Source organism: Cedecea sp. Ae19-4, assembly GCF_059801165.1.
Genome location: NZ_JBCHWG010000001.1, coordinates 1,433,439 through 1,451,740 on the forward strand (window position 1 = coordinate 1,433,439; position 18,302 = coordinate 1,451,740).

Genomic DNA, 18,302 nt, shown 5'->3' on the forward strand with positions numbered 1-18,302 from the left:
CCGCATCCCCCCAAACCGCCCATCCATATCTTTTCTGAATAGTGGGTTCCTGAGTTACCGGGTAAGCTGGACTATTCTTATGTCCGGTAATATTCCGACATAACTCTTAACCACTGTTCAGGAGTCGCTGTGCCCGAGTATCGTATTCGTTCCCTGAAGGCCTGTGAATTTGCTGCCGCAACCGCATCATTAACGGATGTACTGATTGATTGTGTGGCTGGTGGGGCTTCGGTCAGCTTTTTACATCCTTTGGCGCCGGAAAAGGCCGCGGCGTTTTGGGGGGAGGTTGGCCAGAGCGTGGCGCGGGGAGAACGCACGCTGATTGTGGCGGAAGATGGGCAGGGGCGCATTGTGGGCACCGTGCAGCTGATCACCAGCCAGCCGGAAAATCAGCCGCACCGGGCCGATGTGGCCAAACTTCTGGTTCATCGCGTGGCGCGGCGGAAAGGCATTGCCCAGCGCCTGATGGCTTATCTGGAAGCCGTTGCCACCACGCAGGGAAAATCAGTGCTGGTACTGGACACCGCCACCGGCAGCGATGCGGAGATATTCTACCAGGGCATGGGCTGGCAGCGCGTGGGGGATCTCCCGCATTATGCGTTAATGCCGGACGGCAGCCCGTGCTCCACGACGTTTTACTACCGTAATTTATGAGGCAATAGGTGACAATGTCACTTATTCGATGCGTTTATGCTGACTCAGGCGTGATATAGTGCCTGCAATATGGCAGTTGCAGGCATTCAGTATGGAAAACGCAGCCCTCTGGTTCCGGCAGTTTGGCGAACCTGAACAGGTCTTAACCCTCGAACAAACGCCGCTGGCACCGTTTATCTCCGGCACGCTCCGGGTGCGCATGCATTACGCGCCTGTTAATCCCTCAGACCTTATTCCCGTTACCGGGGCTTATCGCCACCGGGTATTTCCGCCGCGTATTGCCGGGTACGAAGGCGTCGGCATTGTTGCGCAGGCGGATTCTCCGGAGTGGATTGGCAGGCGTGTGCTGCCTCTGCGCGGGGAAGGCACCTGGCAGCGGTGGGTTGACTGCCCGATTCAGTGGGCCGTGCCCGTGCCGGACAGCGTGCCGGATGAGCTTGCGGCGCGCGGGTATATCAATCCTCTGGCGGCCTGGTTAATGCTGAAAAAGTGGCCCGTGGCGGGAAAAAATGTGCTGGTCACGGCGGCAGGGTCAACGTGTGCTGGTTTACTGGCGCAGTGGGCCAAAAGGCAGGGCGCCACGGAAGTCTATGGTGTTTACCGCTCGGCACAGCGTCTTCCGGCGTTGCTTGAATCCGGCATTATCCCGCTGAGCGGGGATGACGAGCATCGCATTGCCGAAGCTGCTGGCAAAGTTGACGTTGTGTTTGACGCCGTGGGCGGTGAGTTAGCCACATTGATGCTCGATCACCTTAATCCGAATGCCGAGTTGGTTTCTTACGGTTTACTGAGCGGGAAGGCGTTCTCTCCGCGCGGGAAGAACATTACCGCGCAGCGATTTCATCTGCGCGATACGCTGGCGGTCACGCCGGTTGCAGAATGGCAGGGCTGGTTTATCTCAATCTGGGAACTGTTGCTACAAACGCAGCAGCCCGATGCGGCGGTGTATGCGCTGGAGGAGTGGCGGCAGGCGCTGGCGCTGTTCCGTGAACCTGGCCGCCAGCGCAAACCGCTGCTGCAGCTATAAGCGTTATTTATCGCCGAGGATGGTATTCAGCGTTTCGGCATCCGGCATGCCCTGATGCTGCTGCAGGCGGCCTTCGGCATTCAGGTAGTATATTGAGGGCGTGGCATTGCCGCCGAGATCGTCCATCAGCGTCAGGTTATCTTTTAGGGCTTCCCCGATAACCGGATCTATTTTCTCCGGTTTTTGCAGCGCCAGTTTACCTTTGCTGTTCTCATAGTCGGCGAGCGTTTTGGCCGGATCTTTCGACATCAGAATTGCCGCCGCTTTTTGACCGCTGTCCGGGCGCAGCATCCCGACGAGCAGCACGCGGAGCTGAACTTTACCCGACTTTATCCAGGGCTGAGCCTGCTCCCAGAACTGGGTGCAGTACGGGCAGTACGGATCGGCAAATACGTAGACAATACGCGGGGCTTTTTCACTCCCGGCGGCGATCCAGCGGTGTTTCTCCAGGTTTTGCCACATGGCTTTGGCCATTGGCGCATAAACAAATTTCTCCACTTCCGCGTCGCTCAGGTTTTTCCCTTCGGCATCGACCATGTTGCCCATAATGGCGTGCTGTTTATCCGGCGTCAGGTATACGATTGTGCCTTGCCCCTGATACTGCATCGCGTACCCCTGCAGGTCGCCCGGTGCTTTAAATTCCCCTTTCAGTTCGAAGCCTTGTTTTTCCAGGGCGGCTATTGGCGCTGGCAGTTCAGCGCCAGCGGCAAAGGCCGAAGCGTTAAAAAGCAGGGCCAGCGAAACGGACAGGGCAGATATTTTTTTCATCGAGCGGTCCTTAATTAAATGCTATTTTCTTCAAAGGGTAACATTCCTTTTTGCGTTAAGTCATCAGACTCATTTTCCTTTACGTAACGGAGCATTTCGGAGGTCAGAGAATGACGGTCAGACGAGCCACGCTTAATGAAGCTCAGGCGCTGTGGACAATAAGAAACGAGGCCATTCGCTTTGGCTGTCGGGAAACTTATCCAGAAGATGTGCTGGCCGCATGGACGCCAGATGAGATGCCCGAGGGTTACCGAAATGAAATCGTGAATAATCCTTTTTTTGTGGCGGATAATGAAAACGGCGAGCCGGTAGCCACGGGATTTTTGGATCTGAAAAACGGCTCGGTTGAAGCCATTTTTACCCTACCGGCATGGACTGGCCGCGGGCTGGCCAAACAGATTCTTCAGGCCATCAAGCAAGAAGCCAGATCGAGGGGAATGAGCCGACTGACGCTTTCTTCCACGCCCAACGCCCGCGACTTTTACCTGACGCAGGGATTTCGCGTGGTGAAAGAGGGGCTTTATCCTATGTCGCGCAGCGGCACACTGCTGCGCTGCTACGAGATGGTTTGCGAGCTGGATCCTGACATGTGAAAGGTGCCTGAATGAACGATCGCATCGATTACCAGATTGAAAAGTACAGTTTCACCGAAACAGAAGCGTCGCCGCGCCTCAGCCGCCAGTGGGAGGAAGTCCAGGAGGAGTTCCAGAGAGAGCCTCAGGATGCGGAGCAGCGCCTGCGCCTGGCGTTGCTGAACGTGGACTACGTGACCAGCTTCGAACTGCCTTTTCGGCTGCTGCTTCTGCGGGCGCCGCAGCTGATCGATAAACTGCGCGCTGAGCTGCAGCTTAACCAGAAGAGCGTGACGATCAATGACAATAAGCGCGGGGAAGTCTACAGCATCAAAGACGATCTCAGCGCCGTGCCGGATGCCTTCCGCTATCGTTTTTCGAATCGCATACGTAGAATCGAACCAGGCGGTACGCCCGCGACGGGCTATCAGCAGATCGCGCTGCAGATCAGAAACCCGAGAGAGCGGCTGAAAATCGCCCTGGAAGGCGGGCTTCAGGTCAACGCCCTCGATGGTTTGTTTTGGTTTGGGCTGCAGCGCATTGCCGCCGATATCTCAGTGCTGAGGCAGTCCGGGATGCCGATTATCACGACAGAACGCACGGTCTTCGACAGCCTGACGGGAACAACCCGCCCAATTCCTGCCTACAGTTTGTCGCCTGAGATCGCACGGTGAGGAAAATGATGGCAAAGGAATACCTTTAAGGTTGAGCGAACATCAGAACAGGAAAAAATGATGAACATCAGCCATATGCGTATTGCCCGTCCGGTGAGCAGTCTTGAAAGAAGCCGGGAGCTGTACTGCGAGGGACTTGGTCTTCAGCAAATAGCGCAATTTAGCGATCACGACGGTTTCAGCGGCGTGATGCTGGGAGGTCCGTCGCTGGGCTGGCATCTGGAATTTACGGTCTGCCAGCATCATCTCATTACCCCACGACCTACCGAAGATGACTTACTGGTGCTTTATGTGCCCGATCGTGTCGAATGGGAAGCCTTCTGCGCCAGAATGGTCGCAGCCGGTTTTACCCGGCTGGATGCATTCAACCCTTATTGGGACGTGAAGGGGGCTACTTTTATCGATCCCGATGGTTATCGGGTGGTTTTGCAGAAGAGCGACTGGTCACTTTAGTCAGCGGTATCAACGCCTCAGGCCTTTGGCGTACTCGACAAGCTGATCGACAACGATATTCCAGCCGATGAAGAAACCCATTTCCTCATGTGCCTGTCGGGCTTCTGGTGTACGGTGGCGGGCGATAGCCGTGTAGCGCGTTTTGTTGTTGTCCGCATCTTCCAGAAGCAGAATCGCCGTCATGAACGGATTTTCAGCAGGCTTCCAGTCTTCGCCGTAGGCATCGGTAAACACCAGCTTTTTACCGTCCACAATATCCAGCCAGACACCGTTATTACGCATTTCATTCCCGTCGACGTTAAACACCGTATTGAAACGTCCGCCAACCCGAAGGTCTATGTCACAGGCCGTTACGCTATGAGGCCGGGGCACAAAGAACTGCCTGATATGCTGCGGCTGGGTCCAGCACTCCCAGACAAGCTGCCTGGGAACGTCAATAATGCGCTCTAGTTTTAAATCGGTTTCAGCATCCAGATTCATAGTATTTCCTCAGCGAGTGGGTACCCGTATAGCCTGGCTGAGGATCCTTTCTACGGCTAACTATTTTGCTGTTGTAGCTGCCGGGTACGCAGGCCGCTTAAGCCTACAGCCAGCAATGTCGTTCCGGCGGCCAGCCAAAGATTGAGGGTAATGGCCTGCGACTCAAACGAGGCGGCATTTCCGTAAATCGCCAGCACAATACCGACGATGGCCGCCCCGAGACACTGGCCGAAAGTTCGCATAATGGCCAGTATGCCTGAGGCGTAGCCGCTATTTTCTCGTGAGGCGTTAGCCATCATTTCCCGGTTGTTGGGGCTCTGGAAAATACCGAAGCCAATGCCGCATACCAGGCTCCGTAAACCGATGTCCCATGCCTGAGCGTGGGCGGGCAACAGGGCTAAAAGTATCAGGCCAGCCGCAAACACGCCTAAACCTGTGGTGGCGATAAGCGCCGGCGAATATTTGTCGGCCAGTCGTCCGGCCCGGGGGGCTGCGAGCATTATTCCCACAGGCCAGGGCGTAAAGAGCAGGGCCGATGCAAAGGCGCTGTAGCCATAAACGTTCTGGAATAAAAACGGCAGGGCGACAAATGTGATCCCTTGCCCGATAAACGAAATCAGAGACGTCAGGGCCGCCAGCGAAAATCGCGCGGAGGCGAACAGCGTCAGCGGCAGCAGGGGCTGAGCGGCGCGGCGTTCTCGCCAGATAAATGCCGCGCCCGCCAACAATGCCGTCAGGCTATAAGCCACCGCCTGGGCAATCCCTCCGCTTTTAGTAAAGCTGTCGGCGGCCACGATCAGCGCGCCCAGCAGCAGAGCAGACAGAAACGCACCGGCGTAGTCAAAGGGCTTGGGATGGGTGGCCTTTTCCCCCGGCAGGACGCGGAGGCTGAGCCAAAGCGCCACAATGCCTAACGGTAAATTAACTGCAAAAAGCCATTCCCAGCCTAAGGTTGAAAGAAGCGTTCCCCCAAGGAGCGGCGCTATGGCCGTACTGGTAGCGATTAAGAAGGCGTTCAGACCGAGGATCCTGCCCAGCAGGCGGGTGGGGAAAACCGAACGCAGGATTGCCGGAGAAATGCTCAGTACCGCCGCGCCGCCGATGCCCTGCAATATCCGCATCAAAACCAACATCTCGAGCGAGGTAGAAAGCGCACAGCCCGCGGATGCCAGCGTAAACAGGCTCAGCCCAAAGACGAAAATTTGCCTGAATCCCCGCCGGGTCGCCAGCGCGGCAAAAATCGCCAGCGTCATGGCGGCGGCCAACAGATAGCCATTGGCGACCCAAACCGCGTCGCTGGCGGAAACGTCGAGCGCGCGGGCGATATTTGGCAGCGCGATGTTCACCATTGAGCCATCGAACACCGCCATTGTGACCGTCGTCATCACGGCAAACATCGCCATCATACGCGGGCGGCCCGGCAGGCCCTCATCTCCTGGTTGGTTTGAAAATAATTCCATCGTTGTTCCTTCCCGCTGCGCGGTCATCAGTCTCAGGTTGTCAGTGCTGCAAATATAGTGATACTTAAAGAGAGGCGGAAGACGCACCATATGCAGATAATAGTTGCACCAAACGCCATATCTCTTTACAGGATGCCTGAATGAATGACCCCGATCTGAATTTGCTGCTGGCGCTGGATACGTTTCTGGCGGAAGGCAGCGTGGCCGGCGCCGCGCGACGCCTCGGACTCAGCGCGTCGGCGATGAGCCGCACGCTGAGCCGCCTGCGGGCTGCAACCGGCGATCCGCTATTGGTCAGAGCGGGCAGAAATATGGTGCTGACGCCCTATGCCGAAGCGATTCGCGAGCGGGCGAGAAACGCGGCGCTGGAGGCTCGGGCTTTGCTGAGCCCGTCCACGGCAGAGCTAACGCTTTCAACCCTGGAATGTACGTTTATCCTCCGGGCCAACGATGGTTTTATCGAAGCCTTTGCGCCTGCGCTTATCACTACAGCGGCGGCTGTAGCGCCTCGGGTGCAGCTGTGCTTCACCTCCAAACCTGAAAAAGGTCCCCGGCATCTGCGTGAGGGCCTGGTCGATCTCGAAATCGGCGTCGTGGGCGAAATGGGGCCAGAGATACGGCTCCAGGCGCTATTCCGCGATCGGTTTGTTGGCGTGGTGCGCGCCGGTCATCCTCTGGCCGCTCTGTCTGAGGTTACCGTCGAGCAGTATCTTTCGTACGGGCACGTGGTGGCCTCCCGGCGTCTCCGTTCAACTCGCGGGCCAGTAGACGATGCCCTCGATGAAAGAGGGCTGACGCGCAAAATTGCCGCCATAGTACCGTCATTTCCTGCGTCGCTAAAGGTCGCGCAGGCGTCCGATCTTATTGCGCTGGTGCCTGCTTCTTTCCTGCTGAATCAGCCGGTTTTGGCGGTCGAGGGAGAGAACGCGAGGCTGGCAATGTTTGAGCTGCCGGTGAAGACGAGAACCATTACTGTGTCCCAAATGTGGCACCCGCGTTCAGAGGCAGACCTCGCGCACCGCTGGCTGCGGCAGCTGGTACTAAACATCTGCCGACAAAGGGCAGGCGATCTGTCTTCATAGGGGGAACGCCGCGTTTGTCTGCGACATTATTCTCATTAGCCAACGCTGGCGCAGGGTGAGGCTGGCGTTTATGATAAGGGCCACTCTGGCACCGTCCGGCATCAACAAAGAAACGCATGGCTGCGGCACCGTCTGCGCGATGGGCTCGTTTCTTAAATATAAGGATGATTATGCCTTCAGCAGTTGGATTTGGCCGCATTGCAGCGACGCTGCCAGTCAAAAATATGCCTGCCGCACTGGCGTTTTACGTGGGCGTTTTAGGCTTCACTAAGCGTTTCGAGAACGGCGAACCCGTTGGGTTTGTTATCCTCCAGCAGGGGGCAAGTGAGCTGCATCTGACGCTCCAGCCTCAGCATAAGGCCGCACATTTTCCGGTGGCCCATCTTCTGGTTGATGACATCGGGGCGCTGTTTGCTCTCTGTCAGCAGGCGGGCGCCAGGATCGTGAAGGGGCTTCAGGATAAAGAGTACGGCCTGCGGACGTTTGTGTTTGCCGACCCGGACGGGAACCGGATAGACGTCGGGCAGAGAGTCGATAAGCCAGATCCGGGGGAATAGCCTGAATCAGTCATAAAAAAGCCGCTGCGGGAGACCGTGAGCGGCTTTTTTATGGGAGCGGATGTGCATCCCGGACACGACTTGATGAATGAAATCCTACCATTCATTAACGATCATCACCGTATCTGCTGAAAGTTTTACTTTAGTTACTTTGGGTGGCATCGGATTAGGAAGTATAGTCATTCTCACGTCGAAATTTCCGCTGACGGACGCCAGAGACATTTTGAAGGGAGTGAAAAGGCACAGCGCCAGGAGAAGTTGTTTCATATTAATACAATTTGTTTGCTTTTAATTAAAATCAATGGATTGGTCAAAATTATATCATATATGATGCCGTCGAGGGAACGCCTGCCGCTTTATTAACACTTAAAGCGTGTTTCAGACTGAAAAGTTAAAATTCTATAAATACGATAATTCAATGATATTTAAGGCAAGAGGTGGTTTATATGAGGTTTACGTCGCTACTCGCCAGGCTGTGTCTGGCTTCCTCCCTGATCTGGTCTGGCACTCTGTGGGCCGCCACCGAGCAGGCAATGGATGCGAATTTAGATAAGTTATTCAGCTCGCATGAAAACTATCATGCGTTTTTTGATAATTTTAAAACGCAGATTGCCGCGCAGAATAAAGCGGAAGTGGCAAAGCTAATTTCCTATCCGATAAAGATCGCGCTGGCGGGTAAAAAAGTGCAGATCAAAACGACGCAGCAGTTCATTAAAAACTATGACGCCATTTTTACGCCGGATCTGGTAGCGGTGGTTAACGCACAGAAATATCAGGATCTTTTTGCGAATTATCAGGGGCTGGCGATCGGCAAAGGGCAGATTTGGTTCTCCGGTATTTGCCAGGATAATCAATGTAAGAAATCAACCGTGCTGGTTATTGGCATCAATAAATAGCGTGGGGCTGGCCGTCATTCACGGCCAGCTTATCAGACATTACAAGGCAGCCAGATAACGCCGGTAGTTATCCTCTATCGCTTTTAGCAACTCGCTATCTTCGCTCTGGTGGAGGAGCGCCGAGCGCTCAGTACCCAGATCAACGCTTTCACACTGCGGGTAATACGCGGCCCGCAGCGACGGTTTGATGGCGTTAAAATAAGCCGTCGTGGGCACCTCAAAGGCGGCGGCAATATGCAAGGCCGACGAATCACAGGTATAGACTTTACTGGCGTGACGAATAATGGCGATGTAGTCAGACGTTGTCCGGGAATGAGAAGAAAGATCGATGCACTGCGGGTGATCTATTTTTCCAAAGCCTGCCACGGGCAGACCGTGCTGCCGATAGATATGCTCGACTAAATCAACCAGCACGGCAGCCGGGATATCGCGAAGCGGCGTGCTGGCGCGGTGATTGAACAGGACGTAACGACCTTGCAGGGGGGACGTTTGCTCTGGCATTCCGTCGCGTAGCCAGCGGTTAGCTTTTATCTCTTCGGGTACAGTCTCAGGGGCAATCCCCAGGTGGCGTAAGAAGAAATCGTGCATTTCCTGAGTGGCGAAATCCTCCCGGAAAAGCTGGTTCCCCGCGTCAATCAGCGCATCATATCCCTCCAGTGAAGCCAGTTCCTGAGGCATGAAATGCAGCTCATCGATCACGTTCCCCGCAAGCCGATAAATCTCTTCCACATAAGACTGGCAGGTGTGAGGACGCAGCACCGTCAGATGAAGTTTGGGATTTATGGCTTTAATAGCGTGCAGCGCCGCAATCCCGATCAGCGAATCGCCGAGCGTGACGCCCATGCCGTTGATAATACAGAGCCTCTGGATCTGGCTATAGTCGAGAGAAAAGGGACGTAAAGCATAGTTAAAAATGCCGGGCTGGCGTAAAGCCTGAAGATGAAGACTGCGCTTCAGCTCAAAAGGCAAAGACTCAAGATCGTAAGAGGCGACTAGCGTTTTATCATCCTGGAGCAAACTTCCGACAAAAGTTTGAAGCGAAGGGTTCATGGGGTTCCTGGGATCTGGCCAGTACGGCGTAAAATATCCCTCTCACCTTAATGAGATTCAACCTGCTGTCAATTTCCTGCCATCGTTTTTTGCAGCAAACCACCGGCATATAAAGCGCATTACCAGGGAATCAGTCCCATTTCATGTAATGCACCCAGAATCAGCGCGATAGACATGCAGGCATCGAAGGGATTAGGCATCGTGTTTCACCTTTACACAGAGCGTCACTGGTTAAATTATAGCCTGTTTTGTGTGCTATTCACGAGATGACAGCCAGTCCCAGGTATTAACTCAGCAACCCGGCGCCCACGTTGACGGAAAGTCCCAGAATCGCCAGGTTGAAGATAAACGAGATAACTGACTGCAGCAGGGTTATTTTACGCATGCCGGTTGTGCCGGTTGCCACATCAGCTGTTTGTGCGGCCACGGCGATGGTGAAAGAGTAATAAAGGAAATCCCAGTAATCCGGATCTTTCGGTTTATCAGGAAAGATCATCGGGGTTATCTCTTTGCTGCGATGCAAATAATGTTGATGGGCATAGTGCATCGCGAAAACGCTGGGCAGCAACGTCCAGGAGACGACCAGCGTCATTGCCGTCAGTAAAATATGCAGCACAAGCGGGGTTCCTGACAAAGAACGCAGCGACGGAAGTTCGCTCATAATCGCCACGAGGCTGGCCATGCAGGCAAAGATAAGCAGGCTTAACACAAGCGCGGCGCTTTGATCCTGTACCCTGGCTATTCTCGGGATGTCGCAGACTTCCGTTCGCAGCATGCGAAACCAGATAAAAATCAGGTAAAGCCAGGCCAAAACATTCCAGCCGATCAACAGCCGCTGCAGCATGCCAAGCTGAGCGGGAAAGGCGAAGTAACAAACGACGCCGGCAGCCACTGAAATCAATAACCGAAGGCGGGCGAACAGGTGAGTCCTTAACGAAAAGCTCATGGGGTGATTTATTCGATGAGAATTAGATAAGTTAACTGTAGACGAGGCTAAAGCCATGATGGTCTGAAAGGGCTGATAAGTAGCGATTTCTTGACCATCCATTTGCATTACCTGCGTGAATTCAGACGCACTGGGATGCTGTCAAAAAAGGAATACGGCTTAGACAATCTTCACTTCGCCAACTGAAAAGATGTTGGGCGGTATCCTTTCCCTCCAGAGGATACCCTTATCCCTCACTGAAAACGCCAGAGCTTAAGGTGCATTTCTGGCGTGGTTATCTCCGATGATTAATGCAATGCCTTCGCAATAGCGCTGAACATCAGCGAAGCTTCCAGCGGCTGGGCGCTGAACGACGGTTCCGCCTGCGGCCAGGTAGACCACTGGACGATCACCAGATTTTCCGCACGGTTGACCATGATCATCTGCCCATAAATCCCCAGCGCCCACATGGAGCCTTTCAGCGAATCCTGCGGCGTTGGTTCCACGTTTTTAGCGTTGGCAGGCACTTCGTTATTCCACCACTGATAGCCATACAGCCCCTGTGGATGCGCCGCAGAGACGGAGTTCTTCGCTCTGTTCCAGTCGGCCGACTGGGCAACCCAGTTCTCCGGCAGAACCTGCTTACCGTTCGGCAGGCGGCCATTGTTCAGTACGAATTCGCCGAAACGTCCCCAATCTTCCAGCGTGGCGTTAAAGCCGTGTGCGCCTACATCATGCTGGTTTTTGGTATAGGCATGCCATACACCATCGTTCGCCATACCGTACGGCCGCCAGATATTGTTCTCAAGGTAGGTAGCAAGCGTCATACCCGTTGCGCGCTCCAGCACATCGCCCAGCAGCCATGCACCGCCGGAGGAGTAAGACCACACTTCACCCGCTGGGTGGGCGCGTTTCAGACCAGAAACCAGCGAGCGGACGCAGTCATAGGTACCCGCGTGCGCTTCACACTGCGTGAGTTTGGCGAAGTCAGACTGCGGATTGGCGTAATCTTCATTCCACGCCACGCCAGAGGTGTGTTGAATCAACTGTTTCAGCGTCACGCCGTTCCAGGCGGTGCCTTTCAACTCAGGTTCATACTGCGTGACCAGATCGTCCATTGAGTGGATTTTTCCCTCTTTTAAGGCCACACCCACGAGTGTAGACACCACCGATTTCCCCACAGAACGAGAGGTCCAGAGTGTGGTGTCGGTATTGCCTTCACCAAGATATTTCCAGGCAACTTTACCGTCCTTCAGTACCAGCATACCGCTGACGTTCTGGCGTTTAATATAATCCTGTAGCGTCCACAGTTTGCCGTTGACCTGATAGCGAGCCTGCGTCAGTGGTTTTTCAGCCATCGCTAACGGCACGGATTTGCCGTGGTGGAAAACATCGCCCTGATAATTACGGTAATCGTTACGAAAACCGATAACACGCTCGGCTTGATCCCAGCTCAGCATCGTTTTGGTATCGGGAAGTTTTGCATCAAAAGGGACCGGGCAGGCGGTGAGTTCGGTGCCTTCACAAGCCGCCATTACGGGAGAGGAGAGGAATGCACCAGCCACCAGACCTGCCAGAAGGCAGTACTTTGCAGGCAAGGATTTATGTTTATTTATCATAGCGTTCTCTATTTAAGTTAAACCCATAGACATGTTGTCCCGGCGGGATGACGGGATGGATGCAGTATAAAAATGGCGGCACTATAATAAAAAACGCGTAATGGGGGATAATCCCCCATAAACACGGCAAAAGGAGCCCAACGTGCCGTCATTGTCTTACTCTTTTTCTCAACTTGAAGCCTTCACTGCCGTTGCGGAACACGGCAGTCTGATGAAAGCTGCGATGAAGCTGGAGAAAGATCGCACCACGCTGCGCGATCTTATCGATCTGCTGGAAGATAGCTTTGGCTACCCGCTGTTTGCCCGCCAGGGGCGATCGCTGCAGCTGACAGCAGAAGGCGAACAGCTTCATCGCCAGGCGCACCTGCTGTTGCGTCAGGCAAGAGCATTCGATCAGTTTGCCCGTCAGGTGCCGTCAACGGAGGTTCAGGAGCTGGGCGTCGCCTACGACCCCTTTACACCCCGCCGTTTTTTGAAGGCATTAATTACGCGGATGGCGACGCGGGGGATCCGTCTGAGTCTGAGATGCACCTCGCGCGCGGAAGGCGAAAAAGCGCTGGCGAGCGGGGAGGTCGATCTGGGCTTCTTTCAGGCCAACAATCACAGCGTCGGCAGCGACATGGAGTGGCGTGCGCTCGGGGCTATCGACATGGATTTTTACGCCGCAGAGCCGCTGTTTGAAGAGGCCAAACGTCCGTGTTCACTGCTTGACCTTTCTTTGACGCCACAGGTGGTGATGCACTCCACAAGCGACGTACCAATGGCGCGGCGGCTGCAAATCTCCGGGAATATCATTGTGGCCAATGAGCTTGAAATGCTGCGTAGCCTGATGGAAGCCGGGTGTGGATGGGGATTTTTACCGACTCATTTTGAGGCGGTGCGTTGGAAAAATGTTATGGCTATTCCCACGGTGGTGGGCAATGAAGGTATTAGCCAGACTATGGTGACGATTTGGCGGCCTGGGAGCGAAAAGCGGATGCTGATCGATGATTCGCTGACCTGGTTATCTGCGCTGTGGCGAGAGGTGAGCACGCACAAGGAGTGCGACGTGTAACTTTGAATAGTTCCGGCATCTGAGCCAGGCTCAGCGCTTAACGGTAAAGCAGTACCTAACATAAGAAAAGGGAGGTATCTCAAAAATCACAATATGCTGATTGCCGTGGCGGCACCACAGAACCACCAAGTAATAGACCCATGGATTGAATTTAACTATTTTGCGACTGTCGGTTCATGAACTTGACTTTCTAATTTCATGATAAATGTCACGTTTTTCTTTAGGTCTACTTATCGCTCGCAGCGGACCTTCAGCTCAGGTATCGACGGAAGAGACCCTCCGAAAACTAGTAGTTGTGGCAATAAGGGCTAAAATAATTGTGTCTATGAACACCCTTCATGAGGGTGCGATGAAGGGAAAGCCTCCATAAGGAAATCGTCGATGCTAAAAGAAAACTTCAACGAACTGCAAATCTTTCTTGTGGTGGCAAGGGAGCGAAGTTTTACCAAAGCAGCGGGTAAACTGGGGGTTTCTCAGTCTGCACTCAGCCACGCGATAAAGGCCCTGGAGGAAAGGCTGAATATCCGCCTTCTGACCCGCACGACCCGAAGCGTTGCTCCCACAGAAGCCGGGGAGAGAATTATTGCCTGCCTTGAACCCCGCATTGCCGATCTGGAGCAGGAACTGGAATCACTGGTTCAGTTGAACGGCACCGCCTCCGGCAATATCCGTTTATCTGCCGGGGAGCATGCCGCGCGAAGTGTGGTATGGCCGAAGCTAAAACCCTTCCTCAGGGAATATCCAGAAATTAATCTCGAACTGGTGGTTGATAACGGCTTTGTCAATATTGTTGAGGGGCGTTTTGATGCCGGGATACGCCTGGGCGAAAGCGTGGATAAGGACATGATTGCGGTAAGAATTGGGCCGGATATGAAAATGGCTGTGGTAGGGGCGCCGTCTTATTTCGCTGAAAATCCTGCACCTGAAACGCCGCACGAACTTCAAAATCATCGGTGCATCAATATGCGCCTGCCGACAGCCGGTGGGCTTTACCACTGGGAGTTTGAGAAGGAAGGGAAACCGTTACGGGTCAGAGTAGAAGGGCAGGTAACCTTTAATCTGCAGGCGGAACGAATTGATGCGGCGTTATCCGGTTTTGGTATCGCCTGTATACCAGAAGACAGAGTGCAGGAGTATATAAAGGCAGGAGAGCTTATTCAGGTTCTGCAGGACTGGTGTCCATCTTTCCCCGGATATTACCTCTACTACCCGAGCCGTAAGCAGCATCCGCCCGCTTTTGCGCTGATGATTGATGCACTTCGCTACCAGGAATAACGGGTCCGCCAATTCCAGCGGCCCCGTCCGGGTATCAACGGCCCACTCGAGCCTGATGTTCAGGGGAGTATCGTTCGCCGACGATTGTAATGGTTTCAAGCGCCTGCGTTATCTGACGTAAGTCATCCTGCGAAAGAATGATGTCGGCAGCCCCCAGGTTTTCCTCCAGCCGGTGCAGTTTGGTGGTACCAGGGATAGGAACAATCCACGGCTTTTGTGCCAGCAGCCATGCCAGCGCGATTTGCGCGGACGTCACGCCTTTCTCTGCCGCCAGCTCACCCAGCAATAAGACCAGCTTTTCATTGGCTTCAATCGCCTGCCCGGCGAAACGCGGCACGGTGCTGCGGTAATCATCCTTGCCAAAAGTGATTCCTGGCTTAATTGCTCCCGTCAGGAAGCCTTTACCTAATGGGCTGAAGGGAACGAAACCAATGCCCAGTTCTTCCAGTAATGGCAGGATCTCCTGCTCAGGCTCGCGCCACCACATTGAGTATTCGCTTTGCAGGGCAGTGACAGGTTGTACGGCATGTGCACGACGAATGGTTTGCGCACCCGCTTCGGACAGGCCGAAATGTTTAACTTTGCCTTCAGCGATCAGGTCTTTTACGGTACCTGCAACATCTTCAATTGGGACATCCGGATCGACACGATGCTGATACAGCAGATCAATAACATCAGTCTTGAGACGGCGTAACGATCCTTCCACAGCTTCACGGATATGCTCCGGTCGGCTGTTTAAAATCTGTTGCTTGTTGTCTTCGCCAAAACTAAAACCAAACTTGGTGGCGATAACCACGCGGTCACGAAACGGTTTTAAGGCTTCGCCGACAACCTCTTCATTTAGGAAAGGGCCATACACTTCAGCGGTATCGAAGAAGGTGACGCCACGTTCAACCGCAGCGCGAATGAGCTCGATAGCCTGTCGGGTATCGGTTGCCGGGCCGTAGCCGTGGCTTAAGCCCATGCAACCAAGCCCAAGTGCGGAGACTTCGAGTCGGGATTGACCCAGATAACGTTTTTGCATTGAATGAATACCTCTTTTATCGCGGCTTAAACATCAAGTTGGCGGCCAGTCAGCCATTCCACCATTGCCGGGTCACGGTGAGAGAAGAAGGCGCTGGTTGCGGTGTCGAGGGCGGAAATTTGCAGCATATCTTCAGCGCTGAGTTCAAAATCGAGAATGTTGATGTTCTCTTCCATACGTTCTTTGCGCACAGACTTCGCCAGTGAAATGATGCTTCTCTGGAAGATCCAACGCAGCACAACCTGGCCCACGCTTTTGCCGTACTTTTGCCCAATTGCCGTTAGAACGGGATGCTGGAATAGACCATTTTTACCCTCGGCAAACGGGGCCCAGGCTTCCGGCTGAATGCCACGACTTTGATTCCATGGAACGGCATGCAGCTGCTGGTTGAAGGGGTTAACTTCAATCTGGTTCACCGCAGGGATAACTTTGTTGAAGGCGATAAGATCGGCCAGTCGGTCAGGATGGAAGTTGCTGACGCCGATAGCGCGAATTTTGCCTGCCTGCTGCAGTTCTTCCATAGCACGCCAGGCTCCATGGACATCGCCGTAAGGCTGGTGAATCAGGTACAGGTCAACGTAATCCAGCTGCAGTCGATTCAGGGAGCGTTCGAATTGGGCTTTAGCGCCTTCGTAATTCGTATCCTGTAGCCAAAGTTTGGTTGTGACAAACAGTTCGCTACGGGAGATTCCAGTTTGCTTCAGAGCGTTCCCGACCTGGGTTTCATTCTGGTATGAAGCGGCGGTATCGATCAGGCGGTATCCCGTATCGATAGCATCAATAACGGCTCTTTCGCATTCAGCGGCATCAGACATCTGAAACACACCAAAGCCAACCAGGGGCATTTCAATCCCGTTGTTCAGTTTTACCGTTTGCATGACGTAATCCTTCAGCTGTTGTGTTGGAAAAGCATAACGCAAACTGATTTATTCAATTAGATGGGATAATCAGCTAGGGTTTATTAGATTTGTTCATTAAAGAGAACGTCCGCCTCAAGAAGCTACTCGCCGAAGCCATGCTGGTAAAGAGACGCTACAGGTGGCTTTGGGCCGAAAGTACTGACGACAGATCAGAAGCGGGAAGCATAACGTCCGGTAAGTAGAAGATGGGGGATAGGTAAGTGTATGATTAGTCGTGGTCTGTGGCCGGTTATGAACTCAATGAGCAATGAATTTAATTTAACATAATATACATTATGCGCACCATAAAGGCGTTAGAGAGAATCCAGCATTCTGGCACAGGAAAACCCAGCCATCAGGTCATGGTCCATCAGAACGACTCTGGTGAAGCTGCCTCGCCGGATTAGCCCCAAACCTGTCATCATGACTGCGCGGCTTGGCCAACCCCGGTCAGCACCATAACAAGTTTTGTCACTGCCCGACGTTACCGTTAAAAACATGAATGCCAAAGTGTTCGCAGCCACAATAACTTCTGTCCTGTTATCCTTATTCAGTCGTGAGCAATTATGCAAAACGGATCGTCGTACTGTTTCCTCACCAGTTACACACGACAAATCGTCTGCAATGTTATAGGACGGATAAGCTCTGCGGTTATGCAATGCGCTCAAACTCGAACGGCTGGCGATTGATGCCAGCCATAGCGCTGGCCGTGCGATCACCTGGACTGATATTGTTAATCATCTAATTCACACAACCAAATCCAGTGAGTAAGATTAGAACAAACCGTGGGAAACCACAGTAAGTGACAGAAATTCACTAAGGGAAATCATACCCACCTGGAAATCCTTCTTGTCATCGATCACAGCCTACGTCCTGGTCAGAATTCGGAGATGCTGCGACTTTGAGTCCACATTCAGCCGCTGAAAAAATCAGTGCGCGTTAATCCTTATGGGCTCAACGGGAGGGATCTTCCCTACCCTATTTTTTGCTAATCGCGGTATTATCTCAGGTACAGCCATCCCGACTGCATAATAACGGGAGCATCCTGTGAACGTTACTGTTTGTAGCTCTCCGGCAGCTGCGCGATGTAAATCGAAGGCCCCCCATCAAAATCGCTGGTAACATTCTCATTTTGTTGGATTGTTTTGATCATATGATTTTTTTTAAAGCCTGCAGAGCAAATAATCATATCAACAATCAATAGCGACAAATCATTCATCGGCTTTAGACCTATTTTTACCAAAATACTATTCTTTATGGCGGACACGGTTTTTATGGATCGATTGTCTTCTCGTGCAATTGATTTTACCGTATCACCGGATGTTAACCGCTTGACAATTATCATTTGCCTCGGTGTGATGTTGTTCTTTTCTTTTTTTCTCCCCTGCGCGCTATCAGACAAAAAACGATTAATGCTTTCTATGCTATCTCGTTTGGACAGACAACGAGAGTGAGAGTAAAGCTTTTCCACTGGAATATCATATACGAGCGTTATAGCTGGTTTTTTTTCTGACATCCAACATACAAGTTCTCTGCTCATAGCTAAAGAGCGAATGGATATTATGTAAAGCGTGTAAGCTCTACCCATAATTTCTTTCAAGCATGTTTTAATATCTGTAAAGAATATTGTGTCAACGCCATTGAATGTGATTTCCTCTAGTCCCACGAGATAGTAAAAATCATCTGATATTACACAAACTCTATGCATTGTAATGCTCTTATTAATCTGTAAATTAATTTTACTTGTAACTTGAATGTCGATGGTTGGTATTTTTATTACATGTAGATGGAATGGTTATGGCAACGCCTAAGTTAATCCACTTACTTTAACTT

The 18,302-nt window shown here is 52.8% G+C and carries 19 protein-coding genes; 10 read left to right on the plus strand and 9 right to left on the minus strand.

What is annotated here, in order from left to right:
- Window positions 1–129 precede the first annotated feature (129 nt).
- Together AAIE02_RS06865 and AAIE02_RS06870 are read left to right on the plus strand one after the other, a co-directional pair.
- Window positions 130–654, plus strand: a complete 525-nt coding sequence (locus AAIE02_RS06865; protein WP_166873978.1) for a GNAT family N-acetyltransferase — start codon at window positions 130–132, stop codon at window positions 652–654.
- Between the two features lie 91 nt (window positions 655–745).
- Window positions 746–1,681: a zinc-dependent alcohol dehydrogenase family protein gene (locus tag AAIE02_RS06870; RefSeq protein WP_498532217.1), complete on the plus strand. Its 936-nt coding sequence runs from the start codon at window positions 746–748 to the stop codon at window positions 1,679–1,681.
- A 3-nt stretch (window positions 1,682–1,684) separates the two neighbouring features.
- Here AAIE02_RS06870 and dsbG read toward each other — a convergent pair whose 3' ends face one another.
- On the minus strand, window positions 1,685–2,431 hold the full coding sequence (dsbG, locus tag AAIE02_RS06875) for a thiol:disulfide interchange protein DsbG (protein WP_442892748.1): 747 nt from the start codon (window positions 2,429–2,431) through the stop codon (window positions 1,685–1,687).
- 128 nt (window positions 2,432–2,559) lie between these two features.
- Here dsbG and AAIE02_RS06880 point away from each other — a divergent pair, with 128 nt between their 5' ends.
- From AAIE02_RS06880 to AAIE02_RS06890, 3 genes are read left to right on the plus strand one after another with little or no spacing between them, the layout of a single operon-like run.
- A complete protein-coding gene (locus AAIE02_RS06880) occupies window positions 2,560–3,042 on the plus strand; it encodes a GNAT family N-acetyltransferase (protein ID WP_166864085.1) in 483 nt (160 codons plus the stop codon).
- A gap of 11 nt (window positions 3,043–3,053) precedes the next feature.
- Complete coding sequence (locus AAIE02_RS06885; protein ID WP_336818696.1) at window positions 3,054–3,695, plus strand: ECs1377 family protein; 642 nt, start codon at window positions 3,054–3,056, stop codon at window positions 3,693–3,695.
- Between the two features lie 60 nt (window positions 3,696–3,755).
- Window positions 3,756–4,148 (plus strand): VOC family protein, encoded by a 393-nt coding sequence (locus tag AAIE02_RS06890; protein ID WP_336981378.1) that lies wholly within the window; start codon window positions 3,756–3,758, stop codon window positions 4,146–4,148.
- A 9-nt stretch (window positions 4,149–4,157) separates the two neighbouring features.
- Here the strand turns inward: AAIE02_RS06890 and AAIE02_RS06895 are convergent, their stop codons facing one another.
- Together AAIE02_RS06895 and AAIE02_RS06900 are read right to left on the minus strand one after the other, a co-directional pair.
- The gene (locus AAIE02_RS06895; RefSeq protein WP_498532218.1) at window positions 4,158–4,628 is read right to left on the minus strand and encodes an SRPBCC family protein; all 471 of its coding nucleotides are present in this window, start codon (window positions 4,626–4,628) and stop codon (window positions 4,158–4,160) included.
- A gap of 56 nt (window positions 4,629–4,684) precedes the next feature.
- Window positions 4,685–6,088 (minus strand): DHA2 family efflux MFS transporter permease subunit, encoded by a 1,404-nt coding sequence (locus AAIE02_RS06900; protein WP_498532219.1) that lies wholly within the window; start codon window positions 6,086–6,088, stop codon window positions 4,685–4,687.
- Between the two features lie 140 nt (window positions 6,089–6,228).
- Here AAIE02_RS06900 and AAIE02_RS06905 point away from each other — a divergent pair, with 140 nt between their 5' ends.
- From AAIE02_RS06905 to AAIE02_RS06915, 3 genes are all read left to right on the plus strand, one after another.
- Complete coding sequence (locus AAIE02_RS06905) at window positions 6,229–7,170, plus strand: LysR family transcriptional regulator (RefSeq protein ID WP_498532220.1); 942 nt, start codon at window positions 6,229–6,231, stop codon at window positions 7,168–7,170.
- 170 nt (window positions 7,171–7,340) lie between these two features.
- The gene (locus AAIE02_RS06910) at window positions 7,341–7,727 is read left to right on the plus strand and encodes a VOC family protein (protein ID WP_498532221.1); all 387 of its coding nucleotides are present in this window, start codon (window positions 7,341–7,343) and stop codon (window positions 7,725–7,727) included.
- 446 nt (window positions 7,728–8,173) lie between these two features.
- On the plus strand, window positions 8,174–8,623 hold the full coding sequence (locus AAIE02_RS06915; protein WP_498532222.1) for a hypothetical protein: 450 nt from the start codon (window positions 8,174–8,176) through the stop codon (window positions 8,621–8,623).
- A gap of 39 nt (window positions 8,624–8,662) precedes the next feature.
- On the opposite strand, the gene AAIE02_RS06920 is transcribed toward AAIE02_RS06915, so the two are convergent.
- The 3 genes from AAIE02_RS06920 to AAIE02_RS06930 form a co-directional block, all read right to left on the minus strand.
- The gene (locus AAIE02_RS06920; RefSeq protein WP_498532223.1) at window positions 8,663–9,673 is read right to left on the minus strand and encodes a glycosyltransferase family 9 protein; all 1,011 of its coding nucleotides are present in this window, start codon (window positions 9,671–9,673) and stop codon (window positions 8,663–8,665) included.
- Window positions 9,674–9,959: 286 nt separating this feature from the next.
- Window positions 9,960–10,619, minus strand: a complete 660-nt coding sequence (locus tag AAIE02_RS06925; RefSeq protein ID WP_498532224.1) for a DUF1345 domain-containing protein — start codon at window positions 10,617–10,619, stop codon at window positions 9,960–9,962.
- Between the two features lie 287 nt (window positions 10,620–10,906).
- Entirely contained in the window at window positions 10,907–12,217 is a 1,311-nt protein-coding gene (locus AAIE02_RS06930; RefSeq protein ID WP_498532225.1) for a serine hydrolase domain-containing protein, read from the minus strand.
- Window positions 12,218–12,359: 142 nt separating this feature from the next.
- Between AAIE02_RS06930 and AAIE02_RS06935 the strand changes: the two genes are divergently transcribed.
- Together AAIE02_RS06935 and AAIE02_RS06940 are read left to right on the plus strand one after the other, a co-directional pair.
- Window positions 12,360–13,271 (plus strand): LysR family transcriptional regulator, encoded by a 912-nt coding sequence (locus tag AAIE02_RS06935; protein ID WP_008458980.1) that lies wholly within the window; start codon window positions 12,360–12,362, stop codon window positions 13,269–13,271.
- Window positions 13,272–13,652: 381 nt separating this feature from the next.
- Window positions 13,653–14,546 (plus strand): LysR family transcriptional regulator, encoded by an 894-nt coding sequence (locus tag AAIE02_RS06940; protein ID WP_498532226.1) that lies wholly within the window; start codon window positions 13,653–13,655, stop codon window positions 14,544–14,546.
- Window positions 14,547–14,580: 34 nt separating this feature from the next.
- Here AAIE02_RS06940 and AAIE02_RS06945 read toward each other — a convergent pair whose 3' ends face one another.
- From AAIE02_RS06945 to AAIE02_RS06955, 3 genes are all read right to left on the minus strand, one after another.
- Entirely contained in the window at window positions 14,581–15,570 is a 990-nt protein-coding gene (locus AAIE02_RS06945; RefSeq protein ID WP_498532227.1) for an aldo/keto reductase, read from the minus strand.
- A 26-nt stretch (window positions 15,571–15,596) separates the two neighbouring features.
- Window positions 15,597–16,448, minus strand: coding sequence for an aldo/keto reductase (locus AAIE02_RS06950; protein WP_498532228.1), 852 nt, complete (start codon window positions 16,446–16,448; stop codon window positions 15,597–15,599).
- A gap of 1,075 nt (window positions 16,449–17,523) precedes the next feature.
- Window positions 17,524–18,177 (minus strand): LuxR C-terminal-related transcriptional regulator, encoded by a 654-nt coding sequence (locus tag AAIE02_RS06955; RefSeq protein ID WP_336981140.1) that lies wholly within the window; start codon window positions 18,175–18,177, stop codon window positions 17,524–17,526.
- Window positions 18,178–18,302: the final 125 nt, after the last annotated feature.

Bases quoted from the DNA above. Each gene is read 5' to 3' on its own strand.
- AAIE02_RS06955 (WP_336981140.1), bottom strand. From the start codon at position 18,177: ATGCATAGAGTTTGTGTAATATCAGATGATTTTTACTATCTCGTGGGA.
- AAIE02_RS06895 (WP_498532218.1), bottom strand. From the start codon at position 4,628: ATGAATCTGGATGCTGAAACCGATTTAAAACTAGAGCGCATTATTGAC.
- AAIE02_RS06905 (WP_498532220.1), top strand. From the start codon at position 6,229: ATGAATGACCCCGATCTGAATTTGCTGCTGGCGCTGGATACGTTTCTG.
- AAIE02_RS06925 (WP_498532224.1), bottom strand. From the start codon at position 10,619: ATGAGCTTTTCGTTAAGGACTCACCTGTTCGCCCGCCTTCGGTTATTG.
- AAIE02_RS06890 (WP_336981378.1), top strand. From the start codon at position 3,756: ATGAACATCAGCCATATGCGTATTGCCCGTCCGGTGAGCAGTCTTGAA.
- AAIE02_RS06945 (WP_498532227.1), bottom strand. From the start codon at position 15,570: ATGCAAAAACGTTATCTGGGTCAATCCCGACTCGAAGTCTCCGCACTT.
- AAIE02_RS06950 (WP_498532228.1), bottom strand. From the start codon at position 16,448: ATGCAAACGGTAAAACTGAACAACGGGATTGAAATGCCCCTGGTTGGC.
- AAIE02_RS06900 (WP_498532219.1), bottom strand. From the start codon at position 6,088: ATGGAATTATTTTCAAACCAACCAGGAGATGAGGGCCTGCCGGGCCGC.
- AAIE02_RS06870 (WP_498532217.1), top strand. From the start codon at position 746: ATGGAAAACGCAGCCCTCTGGTTCCGGCAGTTTGGCGAACCTGAACAG.
- AAIE02_RS06920 (WP_498532223.1), bottom strand. From the start codon at position 9,673: ATGAACCCTTCGCTTCAAACTTTTGTCGGAAGTTTGCTCCAGGATGAT.
- AAIE02_RS06885 (WP_336818696.1), top strand. From the start codon at position 3,054: ATGAACGATCGCATCGATTACCAGATTGAAAAGTACAGTTTCACCGAA.
- AAIE02_RS06930 (WP_498532225.1), bottom strand. From the start codon at position 12,217: ATGATAAATAAACATAAATCCTTGCCTGCAAAGTACTGCCTTCTGGCA.
- AAIE02_RS06915 (WP_498532222.1), top strand. From the start codon at position 8,174: ATGAGGTTTACGTCGCTACTCGCCAGGCTGTGTCTGGCTTCCTCCCTG.
- AAIE02_RS06910 (WP_498532221.1), top strand. From the start codon at position 7,341: ATGCCTTCAGCAGTTGGATTTGGCCGCATTGCAGCGACGCTGCCAGTC.
- AAIE02_RS06940 (WP_498532226.1), top strand. From the start codon at position 13,653: ATGCTAAAAGAAAACTTCAACGAACTGCAAATCTTTCTTGTGGTGGCA.
- AAIE02_RS06880 (WP_166864085.1), top strand. From the start codon at position 2,560: ATGACGGTCAGACGAGCCACGCTTAATGAAGCTCAGGCGCTGTGGACA.